This window comes from Veillonella sp. LMAG:90 (assembly GCF_008679445.1).
Lineage (GTDB): Bacteria > Bacillota > Negativicutes > Veillonellales > Veillonellaceae > Veillonella_A.
This window is the reverse complement of the sequence record NZ_NAND01000001.1, coordinates 2,132,810-2,152,509: the sequence shown is the minus strand read 5'-3', so window position 1 is coordinate 2,152,509 and position 19,700 is coordinate 2,132,810. Positions and strand designations below refer to the sequence as shown.

General features: G+C 43.1%; 23 protein-coding genes. 22 read left to right on the top strand and 1 reads right to left on the bottom strand.

The window, feature by feature from the left end:
* Window positions 1-47 precede the first annotated feature (47 nt).
* From mce to pyrR, 14 genes are all read left to right on the top strand, one after another.
* On the top strand, window positions 48-470 hold the full coding sequence (gene mce / locus CCC71_RS09550) for a methylmalonyl-CoA epimerase (protein WP_021841702.1): 423 nt from the start codon (window positions 48-50) through the stop codon (window positions 468-470).
* Between the two features lie 47 nt (window positions 471-517).
* Window positions 518-2,047: a methylmalonyl-CoA decarboxylase subunit alpha gene (mmdA, locus tag CCC71_RS09545; RefSeq protein ID WP_021841701.1), complete on the top strand. Its 1,530-nt coding sequence runs from the start codon at window positions 518-520 to the stop codon at window positions 2,045-2,047.
* 81 nt (window positions 2,048-2,128) lie between these two features.
* On the top strand, window positions 2,129-2,467 hold the full coding sequence (mmdD, locus tag CCC71_RS09540; protein ID WP_021841700.1) for a methylmalonyl-CoA decarboxylase subunit delta: 339 nt from the start codon (window positions 2,129-2,131) through the stop codon (window positions 2,465-2,467).
* Window positions 2,468-2,493: 26 nt separating this feature from the next.
* Entirely contained in the window at window positions 2,494-2,667 is a 174-nt protein-coding gene (gene mmdE / locus CCC71_RS09535) for a methylmalonyl-CoA decarboxylase subunit epsilon (RefSeq protein WP_021841699.1), read from the top strand.
* A 64-nt stretch (window positions 2,668-2,731) separates the two neighbouring features.
* Window positions 2,732-3,118, top strand: coding sequence for a methylmalonyl-CoA decarboxylase subunit gamma (mmdC, locus tag CCC71_RS09530; RefSeq protein ID WP_021841698.1), 387 nt, complete (start codon window positions 2,732-2,734; stop codon window positions 3,116-3,118).
* A 65-nt stretch (window positions 3,119-3,183) separates the two neighbouring features.
* Window positions 3,184-4,305 (top strand): methylmalonyl-CoA decarboxylase subunit beta, encoded by a 1,122-nt coding sequence (gene mmdB, locus CCC71_RS09525; RefSeq protein WP_021841697.1) that lies wholly within the window; start codon window positions 3,184-3,186, stop codon window positions 4,303-4,305.
* A gap of 201 nt (window positions 4,306-4,506) precedes the next feature.
* A complete protein-coding gene (locus CCC71_RS09520) occupies window positions 4,507-4,749 on the top strand; it encodes a hypothetical protein (RefSeq protein WP_295224243.1) in 243 nt (80 codons plus the stop codon).
* Window positions 4,750-4,894: 145 nt separating this feature from the next.
* Entirely contained in the window at window positions 4,895-6,193 is a 1,299-nt protein-coding gene (locus CCC71_RS09515; RefSeq protein ID WP_296333528.1) for an SLC13 family permease, read from the top strand.
* 135 nt (window positions 6,194-6,328) lie between these two features.
* The gene (locus CCC71_RS09510; RefSeq protein WP_021841694.1) at window positions 6,329-6,973 is read left to right on the top strand and encodes a hypothetical protein; all 645 of its coding nucleotides are present in this window, start codon (window positions 6,329-6,331) and stop codon (window positions 6,971-6,973) included.
* Between the two features lies 1 nt (window position 6,974).
* On the top strand, window positions 6,975-7,376 hold the full coding sequence (locus tag CCC71_RS09505) for a hypothetical protein (protein WP_021841693.1): 402 nt from the start codon (window positions 6,975-6,977) through the stop codon (window positions 7,374-7,376).
* A gap of 304 nt (window positions 7,377-7,680) precedes the next feature.
* Window positions 7,681-7,848 carry a DUF362 domain-containing protein gene (locus tag CCC71_RS09500; protein ID WP_021841692.1) on the top strand — a complete coding sequence of 56 codons (168 nt, stop codon included), beginning with the start codon at window positions 7,681-7,683 and terminating at the stop codon, window positions 7,846-7,848.
* 179 nt (window positions 7,849-8,027) lie between these two features.
* Window positions 8,028-8,471 (top strand): signal peptidase II, encoded by a 444-nt coding sequence (gene lspA, locus CCC71_RS09495; RefSeq protein ID WP_021841691.1) that lies wholly within the window; start codon window positions 8,028-8,030, stop codon window positions 8,469-8,471.
* A 65-nt stretch (window positions 8,472-8,536) separates the two neighbouring features.
* Window positions 8,537-9,484: an RluA family pseudouridine synthase gene (locus CCC71_RS09490; RefSeq protein ID WP_156704671.1), complete on the top strand. Its 948-nt coding sequence runs from the start codon at window positions 8,537-8,539 to the stop codon at window positions 9,482-9,484.
* A 10-nt stretch (window positions 9,485-9,494) separates the two neighbouring features.
* A complete protein-coding gene (gene pyrR / locus CCC71_RS09485; RefSeq protein ID WP_021841689.1) occupies window positions 9,495-10,013 on the top strand; it encodes a bifunctional pyr operon transcriptional regulator/uracil phosphoribosyltransferase PyrR in 519 nt (172 codons plus the stop codon).
* Between the two features lie 130 nt (window positions 10,014-10,143).
* On the opposite strand, the gene CCC71_RS09480 is transcribed toward pyrR, so the two are convergent.
* Complete coding sequence (locus tag CCC71_RS09480; RefSeq protein WP_296333527.1) at window positions 10,144-11,370, bottom strand: tRNA(Met) cytidine acetate ligase; 1,227 nt, start codon at window positions 11,368-11,370, stop codon at window positions 10,144-10,146.
* 249 nt (window positions 11,371-11,619) lie between these two features.
* Between CCC71_RS09480 and CCC71_RS09475 the strand changes: the two genes are divergently transcribed.
* From CCC71_RS09475 to mrdA, 8 genes are all read left to right on the top strand, one after another.
* Window positions 11,620-12,180, top strand: coding sequence for a hypothetical protein (locus tag CCC71_RS09475; protein ID WP_021841687.1), 561 nt, complete (start codon window positions 11,620-11,622; stop codon window positions 12,178-12,180).
* A 3-nt stretch (window positions 12,181-12,183) separates the two neighbouring features.
* Window positions 12,184-13,398, top strand: a complete 1,215-nt coding sequence (locus CCC71_RS09470) for an acetate/propionate family kinase (RefSeq protein ID WP_127058763.1) — start codon at window positions 12,184-12,186, stop codon at window positions 13,396-13,398.
* 107 nt (window positions 13,399-13,505) lie between these two features.
* Window positions 13,506-14,102 (top strand): Maf family protein, encoded by a 597-nt coding sequence (locus CCC71_RS09465; protein WP_156704644.1) that lies wholly within the window; start codon window positions 13,506-13,508, stop codon window positions 14,100-14,102.
* Window positions 14,103-14,175: 73 nt separating this feature from the next.
* Entirely contained in the window at window positions 14,176-14,874 is a 699-nt protein-coding gene (gene radC, locus CCC71_RS09460) for a RadC family protein (RefSeq protein ID WP_127058765.1), read from the top strand.
* A 308-nt stretch (window positions 14,875-15,182) separates the two neighbouring features.
* The gene (mreB, locus tag CCC71_RS09455; protein WP_021841684.1) at window positions 15,183-16,220 is read left to right on the top strand and encodes a rod shape-determining protein; all 1,038 of its coding nucleotides are present in this window, start codon (window positions 15,183-15,185) and stop codon (window positions 16,218-16,220) included.
* Window positions 16,220-17,137 (top strand): rod shape-determining protein MreC, encoded by a 918-nt coding sequence (gene mreC, locus CCC71_RS09450; protein ID WP_021841683.1) that lies wholly within the window; start codon window positions 16,220-16,222, stop codon window positions 17,135-17,137. Before mreB ends, mreC begins: the two co-directional genes overlap by 1 nt.
* Window positions 17,134-17,625, top strand: coding sequence for a rod shape-determining protein MreD (gene mreD, locus CCC71_RS09445; RefSeq protein ID WP_021841682.1), 492 nt, complete (start codon window positions 17,134-17,136; stop codon window positions 17,623-17,625). The genes mreC and mreD overlap by 4 nt, the downstream gene beginning before the upstream one ends.
* Before the next feature lie 20 nt (window positions 17,626-17,645).
* Entirely contained in the window at window positions 17,646-19,637 is a 1,992-nt protein-coding gene (mrdA, locus tag CCC71_RS09440) for a penicillin-binding protein 2 (protein WP_296333526.1), read from the top strand.
* Window positions 19,638-19,700: the final 63 nt, after the last annotated feature.

Sequence of the window (19,700 nt, the reverse complement as noted above, 5' to 3'; positions counted from 1 at the left end):
TGATACCAGCCTTCTAAGGCCTATCAAATGCAAAGGAGATTTTAACCATGGCATTTAAAGTATTAAACGTAGATCACATCGGTATTGGTGTTAGTGATTTAGCAGCAACTAAAGAATTCTACAAAAACACATTAGGTATTGAACATCTTCCTGAAGATGAAGTAGTAGAAGAACAAAAAGTAAAAGTAAGCTTCTTCCCATGTGGCGACGCTGAATTGGAATTCTTGGAATCCACTACTCCTGATGGCCCTATTGGCAAATTTATCGAAAAAAATGGTGGCCGTAACGGTATCCAACACGTTGCTTTACGTGTAGACAACATCGAAGCTGCAATCGCTGATTTAATGGAAAAAGGCGTTCGCATGATCGACGAAAAACCTCGCTACGGTGCAGGCGGATCTGCTATTGCTTTCATTCATCCAAAAGCAACTGGTGGCGTTCTTCTTGAACTTTGCCAGAGAATGAAGTAATATAAGATATATAATTTATTTATATAAAACTCTATGGAGGTGTAGTGATGGCAACAGTCCAAGAAAAGATTGAGTTGTTACACAAAAAGTTAGAAGTTGTGAAACTTGGCGGCGGGGAAAAACGTATTGAATCCCAGCACAACAAAGGCAAAATGACTGCCCGCGAACGTATCGCTAAGTTATTTGACGAAGGTAGCTTCGTTGAATTGGATCAATTTGTTAAACATCGTTGTGTAAACTTCGGTCAAGACAAAAAAGAATTACCTGGTGAAGGTGTAGTAACCGGTTGGGGTACTATCGACGGTCGTTTAGTGTATGCTTTCGCTCAAGACTTCACAGTAGAAGGTGGCTCCTTAGGTGAAATGCATGCTGCTAAAATCGTTAAAGTACAACGTTTAGCCATGAAAATGGGCGCTCCTATTATCGGTATTAACGATTCCGGCGGAGCTCGTATTCAGGAAGCTGTTGACGCATTGGCAGGCTATGGTAAAATCTTCTTCGAAAATACCAACGCATCCGGTGTTATCCCTCAGATTTCCGTAATCATGGGACCATGCGCAGGCGGTGCAGTTTATTCTCCTGCATTGACTGACTTCATCTACATGGTTAAGAACACTTCCCAAATGTTCATCACCGGCCCGGCTGTAATTAAATCGGTAACGGCTGAAGATGTAACGGCAGAAGCACTTGGTGGTGCTATGGCACACAACAGTGTATCCGGTGTTGCTCACTTTGCTGCTGAAGACGAAGATGATTGCATCCAACAGATTCGTTACTTGTTAAGCTTCTTACCAAGCAACAATATGGAAGATGTACCGCTCGTTGATACCGGCGATGATCCAAACCGTATTTCTGAAGAACTTAACACATTATTGCCAGACAACAGCAATATGCCTTATAATATGTTAGACGTAATCTCTGCTGTTGTAGATAATGGTGAATACTATGAAGTTCAACCTTTCTATGCAACTAATATTATTACATGCTTCGCTCGTTTCAACGGCCAAAGCGTAGGTATTATTGCTAACCAGCCAAAAGTAATGGCAGGTTGTCTCGATATTAATGCATCCGATAAATCTTCTCGCTTTATCCGCTTCTGTGATGCATTCAATATTCCAATCGTTAACTTCGTAGACGTTCCTGGTTTCTTGCCTGGTACTAACCAAGAATGGGGCGGTATCATTCGTCATGGTGCGAAAATGTTATACGCTTATTCCGAAGCTACAGTACCTAAGATTACAGTTATTACTCGAAAAGCATACGGTGGTTCTTATCTCGCTATGTGTTCTCAAGACCTCGGTGCCGATCAAGTATATGCATGGCCTACATCTGAAATCGCAGTTATGGGTCCTGCAGGTGCAGCTAATATCATCTTCCGTAAAGATGCAGACAAAGATGAAAAAACTGCCAAATATGTTGAAGAATTTGCTACACCATACAAAGCAGCTGAACGCGGTTTCGTTGACGCTGTAATCGAACCTAAGGTTACTCGTCCTGCAATTATTAATGCACTCGCTATGCTTGCAAGTAAGAGCGAATCTCGCGCAGCTAAAAAACATGGTAACATTCCATTGTAATTTTTAGAATGTAAAACTTAGTTTTGATTTGGAGTATCAAAATTCTTATTCTTTATTGTTAGATAGAAAGAGGAATTTATTATGGGAGGAAACGAAAGTGCTATGAACCCGTGGCTATTTATGGCAATCAATATGACTGTCGTATTTGCCGTGTTGGCTGTATTAGGTGCAATCATGGTCATTACTCATAAACTTGACCCTACAAAAAAAAAGCCTAGTGAACCGGCCAAAAGCGTAGCGCCAGCAGCTGCTCCTGTGACTGCAGCAGCGCCAGTGGTAGCTAATGATGAACCTGTAGTAGCCGCTATTACGGGAGCCATCGTGGCTATGGGTTACTCGTCAGATCAAATTGCATCAATTCGTCCGGCTACAACCAGCCGTAACTGGACACTAGATGGCAGACTAAGTGGTAGATACTAGTCAAACGTAATCTAGGAGGTGTAAACATGAGCAAGACGGAATCTAAAACCGGTAGCAACAAAGTCAATGATGAAGTAGTTGCAGTAATTGCCAGCGCTATTAGTGCTATGGGTTACTCGGTTAATCAGATTGCCAGTATTCGTCCAAGTGTAAATATTTATAATTGGAAATTGGACGGACGTTTGCGCATGAGTCGTTAATTGTAATATTGTGATGAAGAATTAGCAATTAGCATTGAAGTTTATATGTTTGGAGGATAACAAAATGAAAAAATTTAGCGTAACTGTAAATGGTACTGTATATGATGTTGAAGTTAATGAAGTAAAAGCTGGCGGCGCAGCTCCAGCTCCAGCAGCAGCTCCTGCACCTAAAGCAGCTCCGGCTCCAGCACCTGCAGCAGCTCCAGCTCCTAAAGCAGCAGCTCCTGTAGCAGCTGGTGCAACTACAGTTAAAGCTCCAATGCCTGGTAAAATTTTATCTGTTGCCGTTTCAGCTGGCCAAGCAGTTAAAAAAGGCGACCTTTTATTAGTTCTTGAAGCTATGAAAATGCAGAACGAAATCTACGCTCCACAGGACGCTACTGTATCTGAAGTTCGCGTATCCGCTAACCAGACTGTAGCTACCGGCGAAGACATGGTAGTTTTAGGCTAATAAAATATTTGTAGTGAATTGTTGATTATATCAGTAATTAAGTTCTCTGAGAAAGGAGATCACACATGGATGCATTTATCGTAGCGGTCTCTTCAGTTTGGACAGACAGTGGGTTCGTCAACTTCAACTGGGGTAATGCTGTTATGATTTTAGTAGGTTTACTATTATTATACATGGCATTTGCTAAAGAATTTGAACCATTATTGCTCTCGCCAATCGCATTTGGTTGTATACTCGCCAACATTCCTCGCAATGGTTTTGAAGAAGGGGTTATGGCCCTTATCAGCGCCGGGGTTGCTAATGAAATCTTCCCTCCACTTATCTTCTTAGGTGTAGGTGCGATGACTGACTTCGGTCCTTTAATTGCTAACCCTAAAACATTGTTCTTAGGGGCAGCAGCTCAAATCGGTGTTTTCGTTGCGTTAGCCGGTGCTATGGTGATTGGTTTCACTGCACCACAGGCAGCTGCAATTGGTATTATTGGTGGTGCTGATGGTCCTACATCCATTTACTTGGCTACTAAATTGGCACCAGAATTACTCGGTGCTATCGCCGTAGCGGCCTATTCTTATATGTCCTTAGTACCATTAATCCAACCACCGGTAATGAAGTTGTTAACAACGCAGAAGGAACGTGAAGTTGTTATGGAACAGCTTCGTGAAGTTTCTCGTTTTGAAAGAATTGCATTCCCAATCCTTTCCACTATCTTCATTTCCTTGTTATTACCATCCATCACTTCCTTGTTAGGTATGTTGATGTTAGGTAACTTGTTCCGTGAATCCGGTGTAACTGAACGTTTATCCGATACTTCTCAAAACGCTTTGATCAATACCGTTACCATCTTCTTGGCAACAGGTACCGGTCTTACTATGAATGCTGAACACTTCTTAACAATTGAAACCATTAAGATTATCATCTTAGGTTTAGTTGCGTTCATCTTCGGTACAGCCGGTGGCGTATTGTTCGGTAAAATCATGTACATGTTGGATGGCGGTAAAACAAACCCACTCATTGGTTCCGCCGGTGTATCCGCGGTTCCAATGGCAGCTCGTGTATCTCAGGTAGTAGGTGCTAAAGCAAACCCTGCCAACTTCTTGTTGATGCATGCTATGGGTCCTAACGTAGCCGGCGTTATCGGTACTGCAGTTGCAGCCGGTACTATGCTTGCCATGTTGGGTGCTAAGTAATTAAATATTGAAATGCTGGCTTGGAGGGATTCTCCCCCCCAAGGTTAGCTTTTTACTTGTCGATTTACAGTAATGTGAAGAGATACTTTGACAATAGGTTCTGCTCGAAGTATTCTTTGGGGATATTACAGATTAGTATCGATAAATCGTATTGCATTTATAATTTAATGTAGAGGTGATTTAGACTTGTTCTCCATAGAATTGAAAATTTTAATTTCTTTCGCGTGGGCACTTATTGTCTTTTTAGTTGTAGCCTTAATTATCGGACCTGAGCGTAAAGCTCAATGGTTCCAACGTCGTAAAAAGTATTCCTTCTTTAATCGACGGGGTGTTATTAGTGAACTCTTATTTTTTGGCTATCCCAATACTAAGGAGGGCATTTTTATAACAACAGGCATGGCTGTTGCCATCGGGGCGGTTGTCTTTGGTCTGTATCATTTATAGTCCTTAGTATGAGGTAGGATATTCTGATTATATGTAATCGGATAGTTGAAAAGATATAATTGAATAATCGAAGTTCACTTCCTGAAATAAGGGTCCTATTAATACGTTTAGTGAATATTGATGTATTAAAAGGAGATGACTTTACATGGATGCTGCAGTACAAACGTTGATCGTACTCGCTGTTATGGCGGTTTTCTTTGTAACTGAAATTATCCCACTTGCTATTACCTCCTTGGGTGGTGCCATTGCTTTAGCATTGATGGGTATCATTAGTAGTAAAGAAGCTTTTTCCGGCTTATCCGATAGTACAGTAGTATTATTCGCCGGTATGTTCGTTGTAGGCGGTGCTTTATTCTACACCGGTTTAGCCCAGAAAATTGGGGAAACCGTAGTATCCAAAGCCGGTACCAGTGAAAACGGCTTGATGTTCGCAATCATGGCTGTTACAGCCGTCATGTCCGCATTCTTGTCTAACACCGGTACAGCTGCTGCTTTATTACCGGTAGTAGTTGGTATCTGTGCGGTTGCTAAAATTCCTGCCAGCCGTCAGTTAATGCCATTAGCATTCGCTGCCGGTATCGGTGGTATTATCACAATGGTTGGTACACCTCCAAACATTATCGTTAACGGTGCCTTATCCAAAGCCGGTATTGAACCATTCGGTTTCTTTGAATTTGCTTGGATTGGTATTCCTTTGACTGTTGCCACTATCGCTTTCATGATGTTCATCGGTAAATACTTCTTACCTAAACATCAGATTACCGATGTTGGTGATGTTGAACAAGAAGTAGCTGCTGAAGATATTTCTAACGATCCTAAGAAACAATTATACTCCGGTTTAATTCTTTTAACAGTTATCGTATTGATGATCTTAGGCGATCCATTGAAATCCATTGGTATTAACTTACCATTGAGCTTGGTAGCCGTTATGGGCGCTTTAGCTTGTGTACTTACCGGTTGCTTGGAAGAAAAACAAGCTTACACTTCGATTGACTGGGTAACCATCTTCTTGTTCGCAGGTATGATGCCTGTAGCAGGTGCTATGGATAAATCCGGTGCCGGTCAATTAATCGCTGACTCAGTACTTGGCGTTATGGGTTCCGATCCTAGCCCTTACTTCGCAACAGCAGTATTGTTCTTATTATCTTGCGTTATGACTCAGTTCATGTCCAATACCGCATCTTGTGCATTGCTTGCTCCTATCGGCATCGCAATTGCAAAAGGTATGGGTGCTGACCCTCATGCCGTATTAATGGCTATCGGCGTTGCTGCATCTTGTGCTTTTGGTACACCTGTTGGTACGCCTCCAAACACATTGGTACTTGGCCCTGGTCAATACAAATTCATGGACTATGTTAAAGCCGGTGTTCCATTGATCGTTGTATGCTTCATCGTAAGTATCTTGATCATTCCAATGGTATGGCCTTTCTTCCCTGGTAAATAATTACCGGTCAGAAAGTAACTTTAGTTGAGATAATACTAAAAAATACTTTATAATTAATGTTGAGGCGGTGCGCTTTACGTGCTGCTTCAACATTTTTTATTTTATTGAACGGTATTTTTATGGGAGTTTATGATTATGAAGATTTTTGGAAAGGCTGAATCAAAACGTAGTATAACGGCTGCTTTTGTTATAGCCTTCTTCTGTATTTTATTATTGATTGCTATGGGCTGGACCATATCCAGAAGTATTGCCAAGGGCATTATTATCTTAGATGAATTATTTGTTGAAGTGGTGGCTTTATTTGTCATTTTAAAGTCCGCTGTTGCACAATATACATATCTATTAACTGGAGATAAATTGGTTATTGTCGAGAAAATCCTGTTTTACACTAAAAAGATGGAAATTCCGTACAATATGATCGATGGGGTGTATGCTCATAAGACCGAATTCATCAGCAAATTCCGTTTGCGTTATAAATATCGGAAATGTTCAACGGTAGATAATCGTCCTATTTGGGCGTTAATATATTCCATTGTTAACGGTAAGAAGATTAAAAATGGTCGTGTATTGTTAAAAGCCGATCCGGCTTTTTTTGAGGCATTCGATCGCTTTGTGCCGAATAGAATCTGTGCACCGCAAGCCGATGTCATGTTATATTCTTATGCAAGACGTGATGCTGTAATGCATGATGAGTCGGTAGAAGAATATTTTAAGAAACTATCAGGCGCGTCTGAAGAGTCGACTGATACAGCACATACGGAAGAGGAGGGCAGTCGCTAAGATGAATCATGAAGAATTAACCAAAAGACGTAAGGAACTGATTGATGAACGAGCCGCCCGTTTAGAGGAATGGCGTAAGCTAATTCAATTGGAGGATCGGCCTCCGCTGGCTATCTCCCTCATTGGTTTTATTTTAATTGCTGCCGGTACCGTCATGGTATATTTGGTGGAACATCCAAGTATTTATGAACCGATGTTTTTAGGTGGCTTAGCATTAATGCTCATAGGGGCGGCTGTTTTTTATAATAGTAAAATTACAGTAGATGGTCGATTTAAACGTAAACAAAGATTGCGTACCATTGTGGAAGAGCTGAATGAACAAATTCGTGATGCTTCACAAGAATTAGGGTTGCCGAATCCTAAAATTAAATTCCCTAAAGATCACAGTAAACGCAAAAAGTAATTGATAATGCTAGTCATTTGAAATTGAGCATGGTTCACATCTTAAATGAGAATGCACTGTGGGCCTATGGTTGGACAAAAACTTAAAAATGTATATTGAAAATGTCTATCAATAACCCGTAAAGTGGCATTCCTACTATGTAAATAAGTCAATTTAACTTGCGTAAAAATAATAAGAAATCATTCTCCATAAGTTTGACAAGAAGGAAAAATCGTGCCATAATGAGAATATAAAGTTAAGGTAAGTTCCTTAAAGAAATGATAATTCAGAAATTATCCGGTATATTATGTGGAGGTGTCCAACTATGAGATTGATCGGTGACGAATGTATTAAATGTGGTTCTTGTGCTTCTGTATGCCCAGTAGGCGCTATCAGCGAAGGCGAACTCAAATACGAAATCAATGAAACTTGCATCGACTGCGGTTCTTGCGAATCCGTATGCCCTGTAGGCACTATTCATCCAGCTGAATAATCTTGGATGCTCAAAGCCCTCTAGATAGAGGGCTTTTTTTCTTGCCCTTTTTTATATAGAGTAGACCAAACCGAGCGTTTTATGTCATAATACATAGTAAAGGAAATGCCCTAATGATATGGAATACAGGCATTTTAGAATAAACTGGCTAGACTATAAACTGATAAAGGATGGATAGAGTGTATATTATAATTGGTATTGCATGGTTCGTATTAGATCAATTGACAAAGCAATGGGTGCAGGCATCGTTCTTGCTGGGGGAATCCCTACCGGTCATACCTAATGTCTTTCATTTGACATATATTTTAAATAAAGGCGCAGCCTTTGGCATATTGGCGAATCAGCGACTTTTTTTCTTGGCTATAGTCGTTGTCTTACTCGGTGCGTTATGGTATTTTCGCCGATATATTTTAAACGGCGATGTTTTTACAAAACTGGGGACCGCCTTATTGGTTAGCGGTGCTCTGGGCAATGGCTGGGACCGATATCACTTGGGCGCCGTAGTGGACTTCTTTGATTTTCGTATATGGCCCATTTTTAATGTAGCCGATATCGGGATTTGTGTCGGTGTGGTGCTATTGGCAATTCATGTTTGGCGAACACCGCATGAAGGAGGTAAGTAATGAAATCAGATACTTTACATACTATGGATGAATCTTTGCAATATATGGATGAATCTTTGGATACGATGGAAGCAGTGGACGGTAATGCAGGAATTGATAAGACGATTACCTTAACCGTTCCGGACGATAAAGAAGGGGAACGACTAGATGTATATTTAACATCGATTATGGAAGGGTCTCGCAGTTATGTACAACAATTGATTAAAAGCGGGGCTGTCACGGTTAATCAAAAAGCGGCCAAAAGTAATTTAAAGCTTACGGCCGGTTCAAAGATTTTTGTGGCCGTGCCGAAGCCGCAAGCGGTTGAAGTAAAACCGGAAGATATTCCTCTCGACATCCTCTATGAAGATCACGATATTATTATCATCAATAAACCGCGTGGTATGGTAGTGCATCCGGCGGTAGGTAATTATACGGGCACACTGGTAAATGCTTTATTATTCCATTGTAAGGATTTATCGGGAATTAATGGTGAAATTCGTCCGGGCATCGTTCATCGACTCGATAAAGATACATCGGGCGTCATGATGGCAGCGAAGAATGATTTGGCTCACATCGGTTTGGCTGAACAGGTAAAAGCCCATTCGGCAACGCGTACCTATTATGCATTGGTACACGGCAATATTGTGGAAGAACGAGGCACGATTAAGGCGCCTATCGGACGTCATCCGAAAGACAGAATGAAAATGGCCGTTGTGTTTGAAAACAGTAAGGAAGCGATTACACATTTCACGGTTGTAGAACGATTCGGCAAACATACCTTGGTTCAATGTGTACTGGAAACAGGCCGGACACATCAGATTCGTGTTCATTTTGCTCATATCGGCCATCCGGTGGTCAACGATCCGTTCTACGGCTATCGTAAGATGGATTTTCCTATTGAAGGGCAAGCCTTACATTCCTTCAGTTTAGCCTTGAAACACCCTATTTCGGGACAGGATATGTATTTTGAAGCGCCGTTACCGGAGGACTTTTTAGCTTGCTTAGACTATGCTAAAACTCATAATGTATAAGGAGTCAGCTATGCAGGAAAAACGAATTCTAATGGATGAACAGGCTATGATGCGGGCCATTCGCCGCATTAGCCATGAAATTTTAGAACGTAATAAAGGCCTGGAACATGCACTCATTTTAGGCATTGAACGGCGCGGCATTTATTTAGCGGAGCGTTTACAAGCTCAGATTGAAGCTATCGAAGGCGTGCATATTGATGTGGCAACTATCAACGTGGCTATGTACCGTGATGACAGAACGACCAAGGGCAAAGAAGGGCCGCCGTTCACGTTAGATACGACGGGGAAACTGGTTATTTTGGTAGATGATGTTCTCTATACGGGGCGAACCATTCGTTCCGCCCTTAATGCCTTAATGGAAGTGGGCAGACCGCGGGCTATTCAATTAGCCGTACTCGTTGACCGAGGACACCGCGAATTGCCGATTCGCGCCGATTATGTGGGGAAAAATATTCCTACATCTCATATGGAAACCGTGCGCGTAAATGTTAAAGAGCAGGACGGGGAAGATAGCGTTACTATTTCGTAAGATTGAAAATATGATAATAGCAGGAAGCTTCGGTTGATGGCAAATAAAAGGACATTGCCTTATTTTGGCAATGTCCTTTTGGTATGTATATTTCTTAACGTCATAGCAGCAATATAGAACTATGAAACACTTATTTTTTTATATACCAAGGCGTAAAGTAGAAATCTTCGCCGCCTTGTCGTTTGATTGGATTGGTTAGGCACAGCTTTTGAATATCTGTAGCTCGTTGGTCCAGTGCAGCTAATTCAGCGGTGAGGCCGGAGGCCGTATTTATAAAAGGAGCCCACTTCTGGATGAGGGGCACCGTAAACTCTTTACGTTGCAGCCAAGGTCTGGCTTCATCGGTAAAACCAAGGAGGCGTGCATATTGCGGCCCTTCTGTGTGAGCTTCATTTTGTAATTCCCTAGTAATGCCAAGGACCGTATAAGAAGCCATGCGATCAAGGCGGGCATAGGAATAACGCTTCGATTTTAATTGCTCACGCGCTTCCGGCCAAGATGCTTTTTGACTGACCGAAGTCCAAATTTGGTGGAGACCTTCTTTAAAATCGGCTAATGCCTCTAATTGAGCGGCCCCTTGTTTTCGGCTTTCATAGAGCACGAGGTCATAGTATCTGGCTAAATTAGAATAAGCGCCCGATTCGACAGACTCTTTATATTCGCCTTGTAAATTAGCTGAAATATAGGGGGATACGTTATCCGTTGAAGGAAAATCGGTGAGCGCGTCGAGATTTCTGATTTGGCGGCGCAAGGCTGTGCCGGATGGCCAGTTACTTGCGAGTTTGTCACTATGATGTTCACCTTCCCGCAAAATGGGGATGATATTCATCGCTAAGCCATATTGATGAATGGCTTTGGTATATTCGAGACCAAGCAAGGCGTTTGGTTGATTGACGATAGCCGCCGCATCCGGACATTCAGTAATAATAGCTTGGCGTAAAGCGGTACCGTAAAATTCACCCTTTTTCAGCGCTTCACGGCAGGCCGTTTGTACGGTACTGCTCAGGCTAAGGCGGGCGATTTTTTGTAATAAAGAGGCATCTTCCGTTTCGGTGCCGAAAGCGAGGGCGCGAGCTCCTAATCGGTGCAATAATCTGACCCCGCCGGCGGCAAACCGTTCGGCGTTGGCCGTAGCGTACACCGTAGGAAGTTCGATGACAGCGTGAGCGCCGTTTAATAGAGCCCAACGGGCCCTGGTGAATTTATCAAAAAGAGCCGGTTCGCCGCGTTGCACGAAGGAACCGCTCATAACAACAAGACGCAGTGCATCGGGATAGCGTTTTGCCAATTCTTTCAGTTGATGTTCGTGCCCTTTGTGAAAGGGGTTATATTCGGCAATGATTCCGATACAATTCATAATGTTACTCCTTTGAAAATTTACGTGTTATTTATTTCATTATAGCACAGAATGAGAGGGCGTATTTTCAGTTGTAGAGAGGCAATTTTTTTGAAAAAACTTAATTTTTACAATAAAATTACAGTAAATATACATATGAATAAAAATAATAGTGAATATGTCTAAAAAGAGGCGTGCAAGTAATTGCAAAGAATGGTATAATTTAAACGTACGCTTTACTTGTACAGACGTTTTGAATCGAGGGATATTATGAAGAAATGGTTCACTGTTTTTTGCATGGCTTTGCTGATGCTTGCGATTAGCGGCTGTGGCAGTGATAATGCATTGGATTCTTATAGTTTCGGTCATAAAGTAATTAAGAGCGGCAACTCGGAAATTACCGTTGCCTTGCCTTACGATATAGGTGTTCAGCCTAATACGACCAAAAATGCGTTGGGGTATCCTGTAACGACGTATTTAGGGGCCGATAAAAACTTCCTGGTTTCCATTGAAGCCATCTCCCCGAAAGCGGGTCAACCTTTGCCGACAGCAGCGGCTTATGGTGCTGAATCTAAAGCTTTTTATGAAAAAAGCTTCGGCAACAATTTGACATGGTCGGATGAGATGAAAACGGTAGACGGTGTTCAAGCCTTTATCTCGTCAGCTACACTGGTAGCTAACAAAATCCAAATTCGTTTCTTTCAATACACATTTGCCGATAAAGGTGTATTGTGGAATATAACCTATCAGTATCCTGTTGACAGCACAATGGGAGCTCAGATTTCTGACCTTGTGGTAGGAAAAATTCAAATTACTAAGAAAGAGGGATAAGTAATGAATGTTTTAGTAGTAAACTGTGGTAGTTCTTCTTTAAAATACCAACTCATTGACATGGACAATGAAGCGGTATTAGCTAAAGGACAATTTGAAAAAATCGGTGCGGAAGATGCTATCTTCACTCACAAACGTCCGGATGCTGAAAAGTTGGAACGCGTAGAACCAATTTTGGACCACAAACAAGCGCTTAAAATTTTGCTCGACATCTTGATTGATGCAGAATTCGGCGTAATTTCTTCCATGGATGAAATTGATGCAGTTGGTCATCGTGTGGTTCATGGTGCTGAAAAGTTTGCTGACTCCGTGTTGATTACACCGGCCGTTATGGAAGCTTTAGAAGAATGTGCTAAAATTGCACCGCTTCATAACCCACCAAACATCCAAGGTATCGAAGCTTGCGAAGCTATCATGCCAAAAGTACCTCAGGTAGCTGTATTTGATACGGCTTTCCATCAGACTATGCCTGCTGAAGCATTCCTTTACGGTTTGCCATACGAAGCATACACTGAACTCGGTGTTCGTCGTTACGGCTTCCACGGCACCAGCCATAAATACGTGGCTCAGCGCGTAGCTGAATTAATGGGCAAACACATGAGTGATTTGCGCATCATTTCTTGTCACCTTGGTAACGGTTCCAGTGTGGCTGCTATTAAAGCCGGTCGTTCCATCGATACTTCCATGGGCTTCACGCCATTGTCCGGTTTGATTATGGGTACTCGTTGCGGCGATATCGACCCTGCTATCGTTCCTTTCTTGATGGATAAATGGGATATGACATACCATGAAATCGACGCCATCATGAACAAGAAATCCGGTGTATTCGGTATTTCCGGTGTGTCCAACGACTTCCGCGTAATCGAAGAAGCGGCTGAAGAAGGCAACAAACGTGCTCAGTTGGCACTTGATATGTTCCACTACAAAGTTCGCTCCACAATCGGTGCTTATGCAGCTGTTATGGGCGGCGTAGACGTAATCGTATTCACAGCCGGTATCGGTGAAAACGGTATTGGTAACCGTGACGCTATTTGTAACGGTCTTGAATACCTCGGAACTCGTCTTGATCGTGAACGCAACAACGTACGCGGTAAAGAAACTGAAATCAGCGTAGAAGGTTCCAAAGTTAAAATCTTCGTAGTTCCTACTAACGAAGAAATCATGATTGCTCGTGATACTAAACGTATTACTGCAAGTCTTGTGATGAAAAACTGGTAATATAATAGTCTGATTGACGATTGTAAAATCTAATGATGATATGCTCGCGCAGTACCTTTCGAGGTACTGCGCGTTGTAGTTTACGGCATATTCGGGGGTAAACATAACTGATGAAAATATATTTGGCATCGGCGTCGCCGCGGCGCCGTGATTTATTGGAACAATTACACATTGAATTTGAAGTTGTGACGAGCACCTATGAAGAGCATAATGAGGAGTTTGAGAGTCCCTATGAATTGGTGGAAGCGCAGGCTTTGGGGAAGGCCTTGGCGGCGTTGGTTCCGGAGACCGGGGTCGATAAAACTTATGTGGTTATTGGTTCCGATACGATTGTGGCTCATAAGGGCCATGTGTTGGGCAAACCGGCTAATGAAAAAGAGGCCGTTCAGATGCTCCGTGAATTGTCTGGTGATACACACGAAGTGGTGACCGGGGTGGCGCTTTGTTATTACGATGGAGACAAGGAGTTAATTAAGCAAGAGGTGTTTCACGTCGTAACAAAGGTTCTTTTTTACTCGCTTAGTGATGCGGAAATAAAAGCGTATGTGGCTACCGGTGAACCACTCGATAAAGCCGGTGCTTATGGCATACAGGGGCAGGGGGCTTATTTAGTAGAGCGCATTGAAGGTTCTTATACGAATGTGGTTGGCCTTCCGGTGGAAGTGGTAGCGCGATATTTACGGCGCATGGGGGCGCCGGACTAACAGCGTGAATTAGGTTAGTGAATTAGCTTGGTAATTTAGGTTAGTGAGTTGGGTTAGTGATTTAGGGGGACATATGATTAAGACATATACAGGCGTTGTCAGAGAATGGCAGCCATGGCAGAAACCACGTGAAAAATTTTTAACTTTGGGAGCCGCCGGCGTAAGCACGGTTGAGTTATTGGCGATTTTACTCAGAACGGGACGACAGGGGTCATCCGTATTGGATTTGGCCAAAGAAGTCCTTGATACAGTAAGTCATGGCGCGTATGGACTGAATGATACGACCGTAGGTGCTTTACAAAAGATTAAGGGCATCGGTCGCGATAAGGCGGTTACCGTTTGTGCGGCCATTGAATTGGGGCGTCGTCTCGGTCAGCTGCGAGTGAAGGAGCATTTTGAAGATTTCAGTAGCCCTAAAGCGGTGGCATCCTATATTATGGAGCGCTTGCGTTATGAAAAAGAAGAGCATTTCTGTGCCGCCTTTTTAACTTGTAAAAATAAATTAATTGATGTGGAAACCATCTCAATCGGCGGTTTAACCGGTAGTTTGGCAGAGCAGCGTACCGTGTTTCGTCAAGCTATGCAGGCCAATGCGGCGAGCCTCATTTTAATTCATAACCATCCATCCGGTGATCCGGAACCCAGTTCTGAAGATATCGGTATTACGAAACTGTTTATTAAAGCGGGCAAGCTGATGGGCATTCCCGTGCTGGATCATGTAGTTATCGGTGATGGCCGCTATACCAGTCTCTGTGAGAAGGGACTATTATAGGTTACAGAAGGCTTTGCGAAAATGGCTGATGAAAATTGCTGCATTCTTTGCTAAAAAGCTCTTTTATAGAAAAAATTGTCTAAACGAATTCACGGTAAATGCTATAATAAAGGGACAGGCTGAGTATAAAAAGGAAGATTTGAAAATGAATTTTTGGCGATGAGATTTATGTTTGCCGGGCCTGTTTTTACAAAAATACAGCAGTATGAATAGGGCGTGATAATTAGAGAACAAGCGCCGATTTGGTTGATTTATCCTTACTGCCGATAGTATAATATAGGGATGAGTAAAGTAAGGAGACTAAACATATGATTCGTATTTTTTCGTCCTTAGGACGAGATTTAGGCATAGATATTGGAACCGTGAATACCCATGTACATGTGCAGGGGCGCGGGGTCGTATTGTCCGAACCGTCACTGGTGGCTACCGATACGAAACAGGAAGGTATCGTAGCTGTTGGTGCCGATGCGGAACGACTTTTGCTTAGAACCCCTGACATGCTGGATGAACTTCGCCCGTTGCGCGACGGTTTTATTGTAGATTATCGTGTTATGCTCACTATGTTGCGCCACTTCATGAGTAAGGCGTCTCGTACCGTAGGTCGTACGCGTGTTATTATGGCCGTGCCTTGCGGTATTACAGATGTGGAAAAACGAGCCATGACGGACGCTATTATTCAGGCCGGAGCGCGCGAAGCGTACTTGGTGGAAGCACCGGTGGCGGCTGCTTTAGGCTGTAATTTGCCGGTATTTGAAGCATGTGGCAGTATGGCTGTAGATATTGGCGGCGGTACCACCGATATCGGCGTTATGTCCTTAGGGGGCAAGGTTATTGCTCACTCCGCACGTATTGGCGGTCATGATTTTAATGAAGCTATATTACAATATATTAAAAATACCTATTCCGTAATGGTCGCTGTAGAAACGGTGGAAGGTATTAAAATGGAACTGGGAACGGCCTTGCCGCCACAGGAAGAATTGGAAGTTTCTTTCATGGGGCGCGATATTGCCAATGGTCTGATGAAACGAATTATTATTCGTAAATCGGAAGTTTACCAGGTTATGCAGGACACATTACAACGGATTGTAGATGAAATTAAATCCGTTGTGGAACAGACGCCACCTGAATTGGCAGCGGATATTATGGAGCGCGGTATGACTTTAACCGGTGCTACGGCACTTATGGAAGGCCTTGGTCAGCGCATTAGTGAAGAATTGGGGATTCCTGTGCAGGTACCGCCGGAACCGGGGTATGCGGTGGCGGTTGGTTTGGGCCAAGCGTCCAAAGAATTTGCACGGATGGATCGTTTTATTATTGCATCGAAAAATCGGAAAGGAAGGGCGTAATGTTTTCATCAGAACGACGGTTAATAGTCGTAGTAGGATTATGCTGCGTATTTTTAGCGCTCTTAGGCTATGCGTGGAAACAACGAACTGCTATTCCGTATGTAACGGTACCGTTGGAGCGAGTAACAACACCGTTTACTTATGGCGCTTCGCGATTTTTAGGATCCATTCATACCGGCATTGCCGTTATTGATACAGCTATTAATGGTACTAAAGAAATAGACGCTATTCGTGAAGAAAATGCACAATTACTGCAACGCGTAACAAACTATGATGAAGTAGTAGCTGAAAACATGCGTTTACGTCAGTTATTGTCTTTTCAGAACAATCATCCTCAATTTGATATGATGGCGGCGACTGTGGTGACCCGCGATGTGGGGACTTGGACCAATACCTTTACTATTGATCGCGGTAGTGAAGACGGTTTGGAACCGAATATGCCAGTTGTGATTCCCGGTGGGGTAGTTGGTTTTATCAGCGACGTATATACTCATTCAGCTCGCGTACAGACCATACTTGATCCGCGTACGGCTATCGGCGTTATCGTACAGCGTCCAGAATCGCGTGTAGCGTCAATTGTTAAAGGTAACGGTAGCAATCCGGATGAGCCTTTATTGGTTAACGTGGCTCGCGATGGCGACGTATTGAATGGCGATACCTTGATTACCTCCGGCTACGGCGGGATTTACCCGAAAGGTCTCTTGGTTGGTCATGTAACGCGAATTGATAATGATTCGGAAGGTTTTGTTAAAAACGCGGTCGTACAATTATCGGCCGATTTACGCAATGTAGAAGAAGTATTCGTTATTATGCGCTCTCGCGAAGGCGAATTGGATAAGCCAAGCTTAACTCCAAAATTGGTACCGCAAACACAGCGTGACCAAGTTGAAGGGGTAAAAGGAGCGACGCAGCAATGAGAACTCTAATATACATACTCATGGGTATATTTACCTTTTTGATTCAAGCCGATGTATTGCCCATGCTCTTTAGGCAAGGGTGGATACCGAATTTGATTCTGGTTTGGGTTATTGTATTATCTTTGCTCAAAGGCCGTCGTATCGGCCTTATGGCCGCTATTACAGGCGGTTTAGTCCATGATATTTTGATCTCGAATTCTTTTGGACTTCACTTATTCCCATATATCGCCGTTGCTTACATTGTGAGCATCTGGTCATTCAGCGTATACGAAGAGCAGTGGTATATTACCTTTGCGTGGGTTTCCGTAGGTACTTTGGCGGATATTATTTTCCGCATTGGTATGCTCTGGTTGGGGCGTGAAGATATTCTCGTAGGTTCGTATTTATGGCATCATATTTGGCCTGTTTGGTGGCTCAACGGGCTCTTGGGCATTATGATTCATGAAATTTTATGGAACATGGAGGAGAAAGACGAATATATTTGGTAGTCAATTAAGGAGGCATCGGCGTGCTTGAAGCATTATATAAAAAGAATAAAAAAGGCCGTTTTGATGCCTTAATGTATATAGTCAGCGCTATATTTGTTATTCTTATTATTCGCTTATTTTATCTGCAGATTATGGATGGCGAATATTACCACACCAAGGCGGAAGGCAATCGCCTGCGCATGGTGTCGGTAACGGCGGCGCGCGGGGTCATGTATGATCGTAACGGTCAGATTGTAGCCGGTTCACGGCCAGCTTATACGGTATCCATTGTACCAACCGGGCAGGATATCGATCCGGGCGAACTCAACCGTTTGGCCACAATGCTTAATATTAAGCCGGACGTGATTCAAAGTAAAATTGCAGCCCATAAGGGCGGCTATGAGCCGATTCGCTTGGCCACGGACATTACGATGGACCGCGTAACTATGATTGAAGAACATCGCCATGAATTGCTGGGCGTAACCATTGATGTAGAGCCATTGAGATACTATCCATATGATTCTTTGGCATCACAACTCTTCGGTTATGTAGGTGAAGTCAGCGAAGATGAATTGAATGAGCTTAAAGCGGAAAATCCAGAAACACCGGTAGGACCGGGCACTATTTTAGGACGCTCCGGTCTTGAAAAAATGTATGATGATGTATTGCGTGGCATCGACGGCGGTAAGCAGGTAGAAGTAGATGCTACCGGTCGCCCCGTGGCGGAAGTGGGCCGTAAGGACACTATTCCGGGGCGAGACATTCATTTGACCATTGATTTACCGTTACAAAAAGCGGCTGAAAAAGCGGTAGCCGATCAATTGGCGTCACTCCGTTCTCAAGGCATTCCGGCCCAAGGTGCGGCGGTTGTAGCTATGGACCCGAATACGGGGGCTATTCTCGCCATGGTAAGTGCACCGGGTTTCAATCCGAACTGGTTTGCCCGTGGTATTACATCGGCACAATGGAATCAACTTAATAACGACCCAAATCATCCGTTTGATAATAAGGTTATTTCCGGTGAATATCCACCGGGCTCACCATTTAAAATTATTACCGGTGCAGCTGCATTGGAACTAAAAAAAGTAACGCCTAACGAGATGATATTCGATAGTGGTCGTCACTGGTTAATCGACAAGCGAAATGCCGAAGGTGAAGCTTTAGGCTGGCTTGATTTTAATACAGCCTTGGCCAAATCGGATAACGTTTATTTCTATGAAATGGGTAATCGTGTAGGCATTGAAGAACTGGACCGTTTTGCGAAGTTGTTTGGGTTGGGTGAAAAAACGGGCATTAAGCTCTATGGTGAATCCAGCGGTAACTTGGCAAGTCCGGAATACAAGCGTAAAGTATTTGATCAAGACTGGTATTTAGGGGAAACCTTCGATGCGGCCATCGGTCAGTCCTTTACCTTGGTAACGCCAATTCAGATGGCTATGATGATGTCGGAAGTAGCTAATGGTGGTATTCGTTACCAACCATATGTAGTAAGTCGTATCGATAATAGCGACGGTACACCGGCAGAAATTTTCGGACCTAAAAAAATGGGCGTATTACAAGTTTCAAAAACAGTTATGGATTTAATCCGTAATGCATTGCGCGACGTAACAGCCGAAGGCGGTACAGCAGGTGCGCTCTTTAAAGGGTGGCCTATTGAAATCGCCGGTAAAACCGGTACGGCGGAAAACTCCACCGGCCGTGACCATGGTTGGTTTGTAGCCTATGCACCATATGATAAACCGCGTATTGTTGTAGTTGCTTTGGTAGAACAAGGTAGTTTTGGTGCCGGCTCGGCCGGTCCGATTGTTAGAGACGTACTAGCTGAATATTTCCATATTAATGGTGCCGGTACTGATAATAAAAACGGTACTAATGGGAATGGTTCGTCAACCGGTGTCAATACTAATAGTGCAGCAAATAATAATTCTCTAGGAACTACTTCAACTAATACCGGTAATACAGCAAACGGTTCAACCGCTGCAGGCGGTGATAATTCATCGAATACAGCGGTAACAGGACCGCAACAACGTTAAAACATTGTTTAGTTATTCAAGTTTAACGGTTAAGTTTTAGTATCTGTTAAGTGTTAATAATTT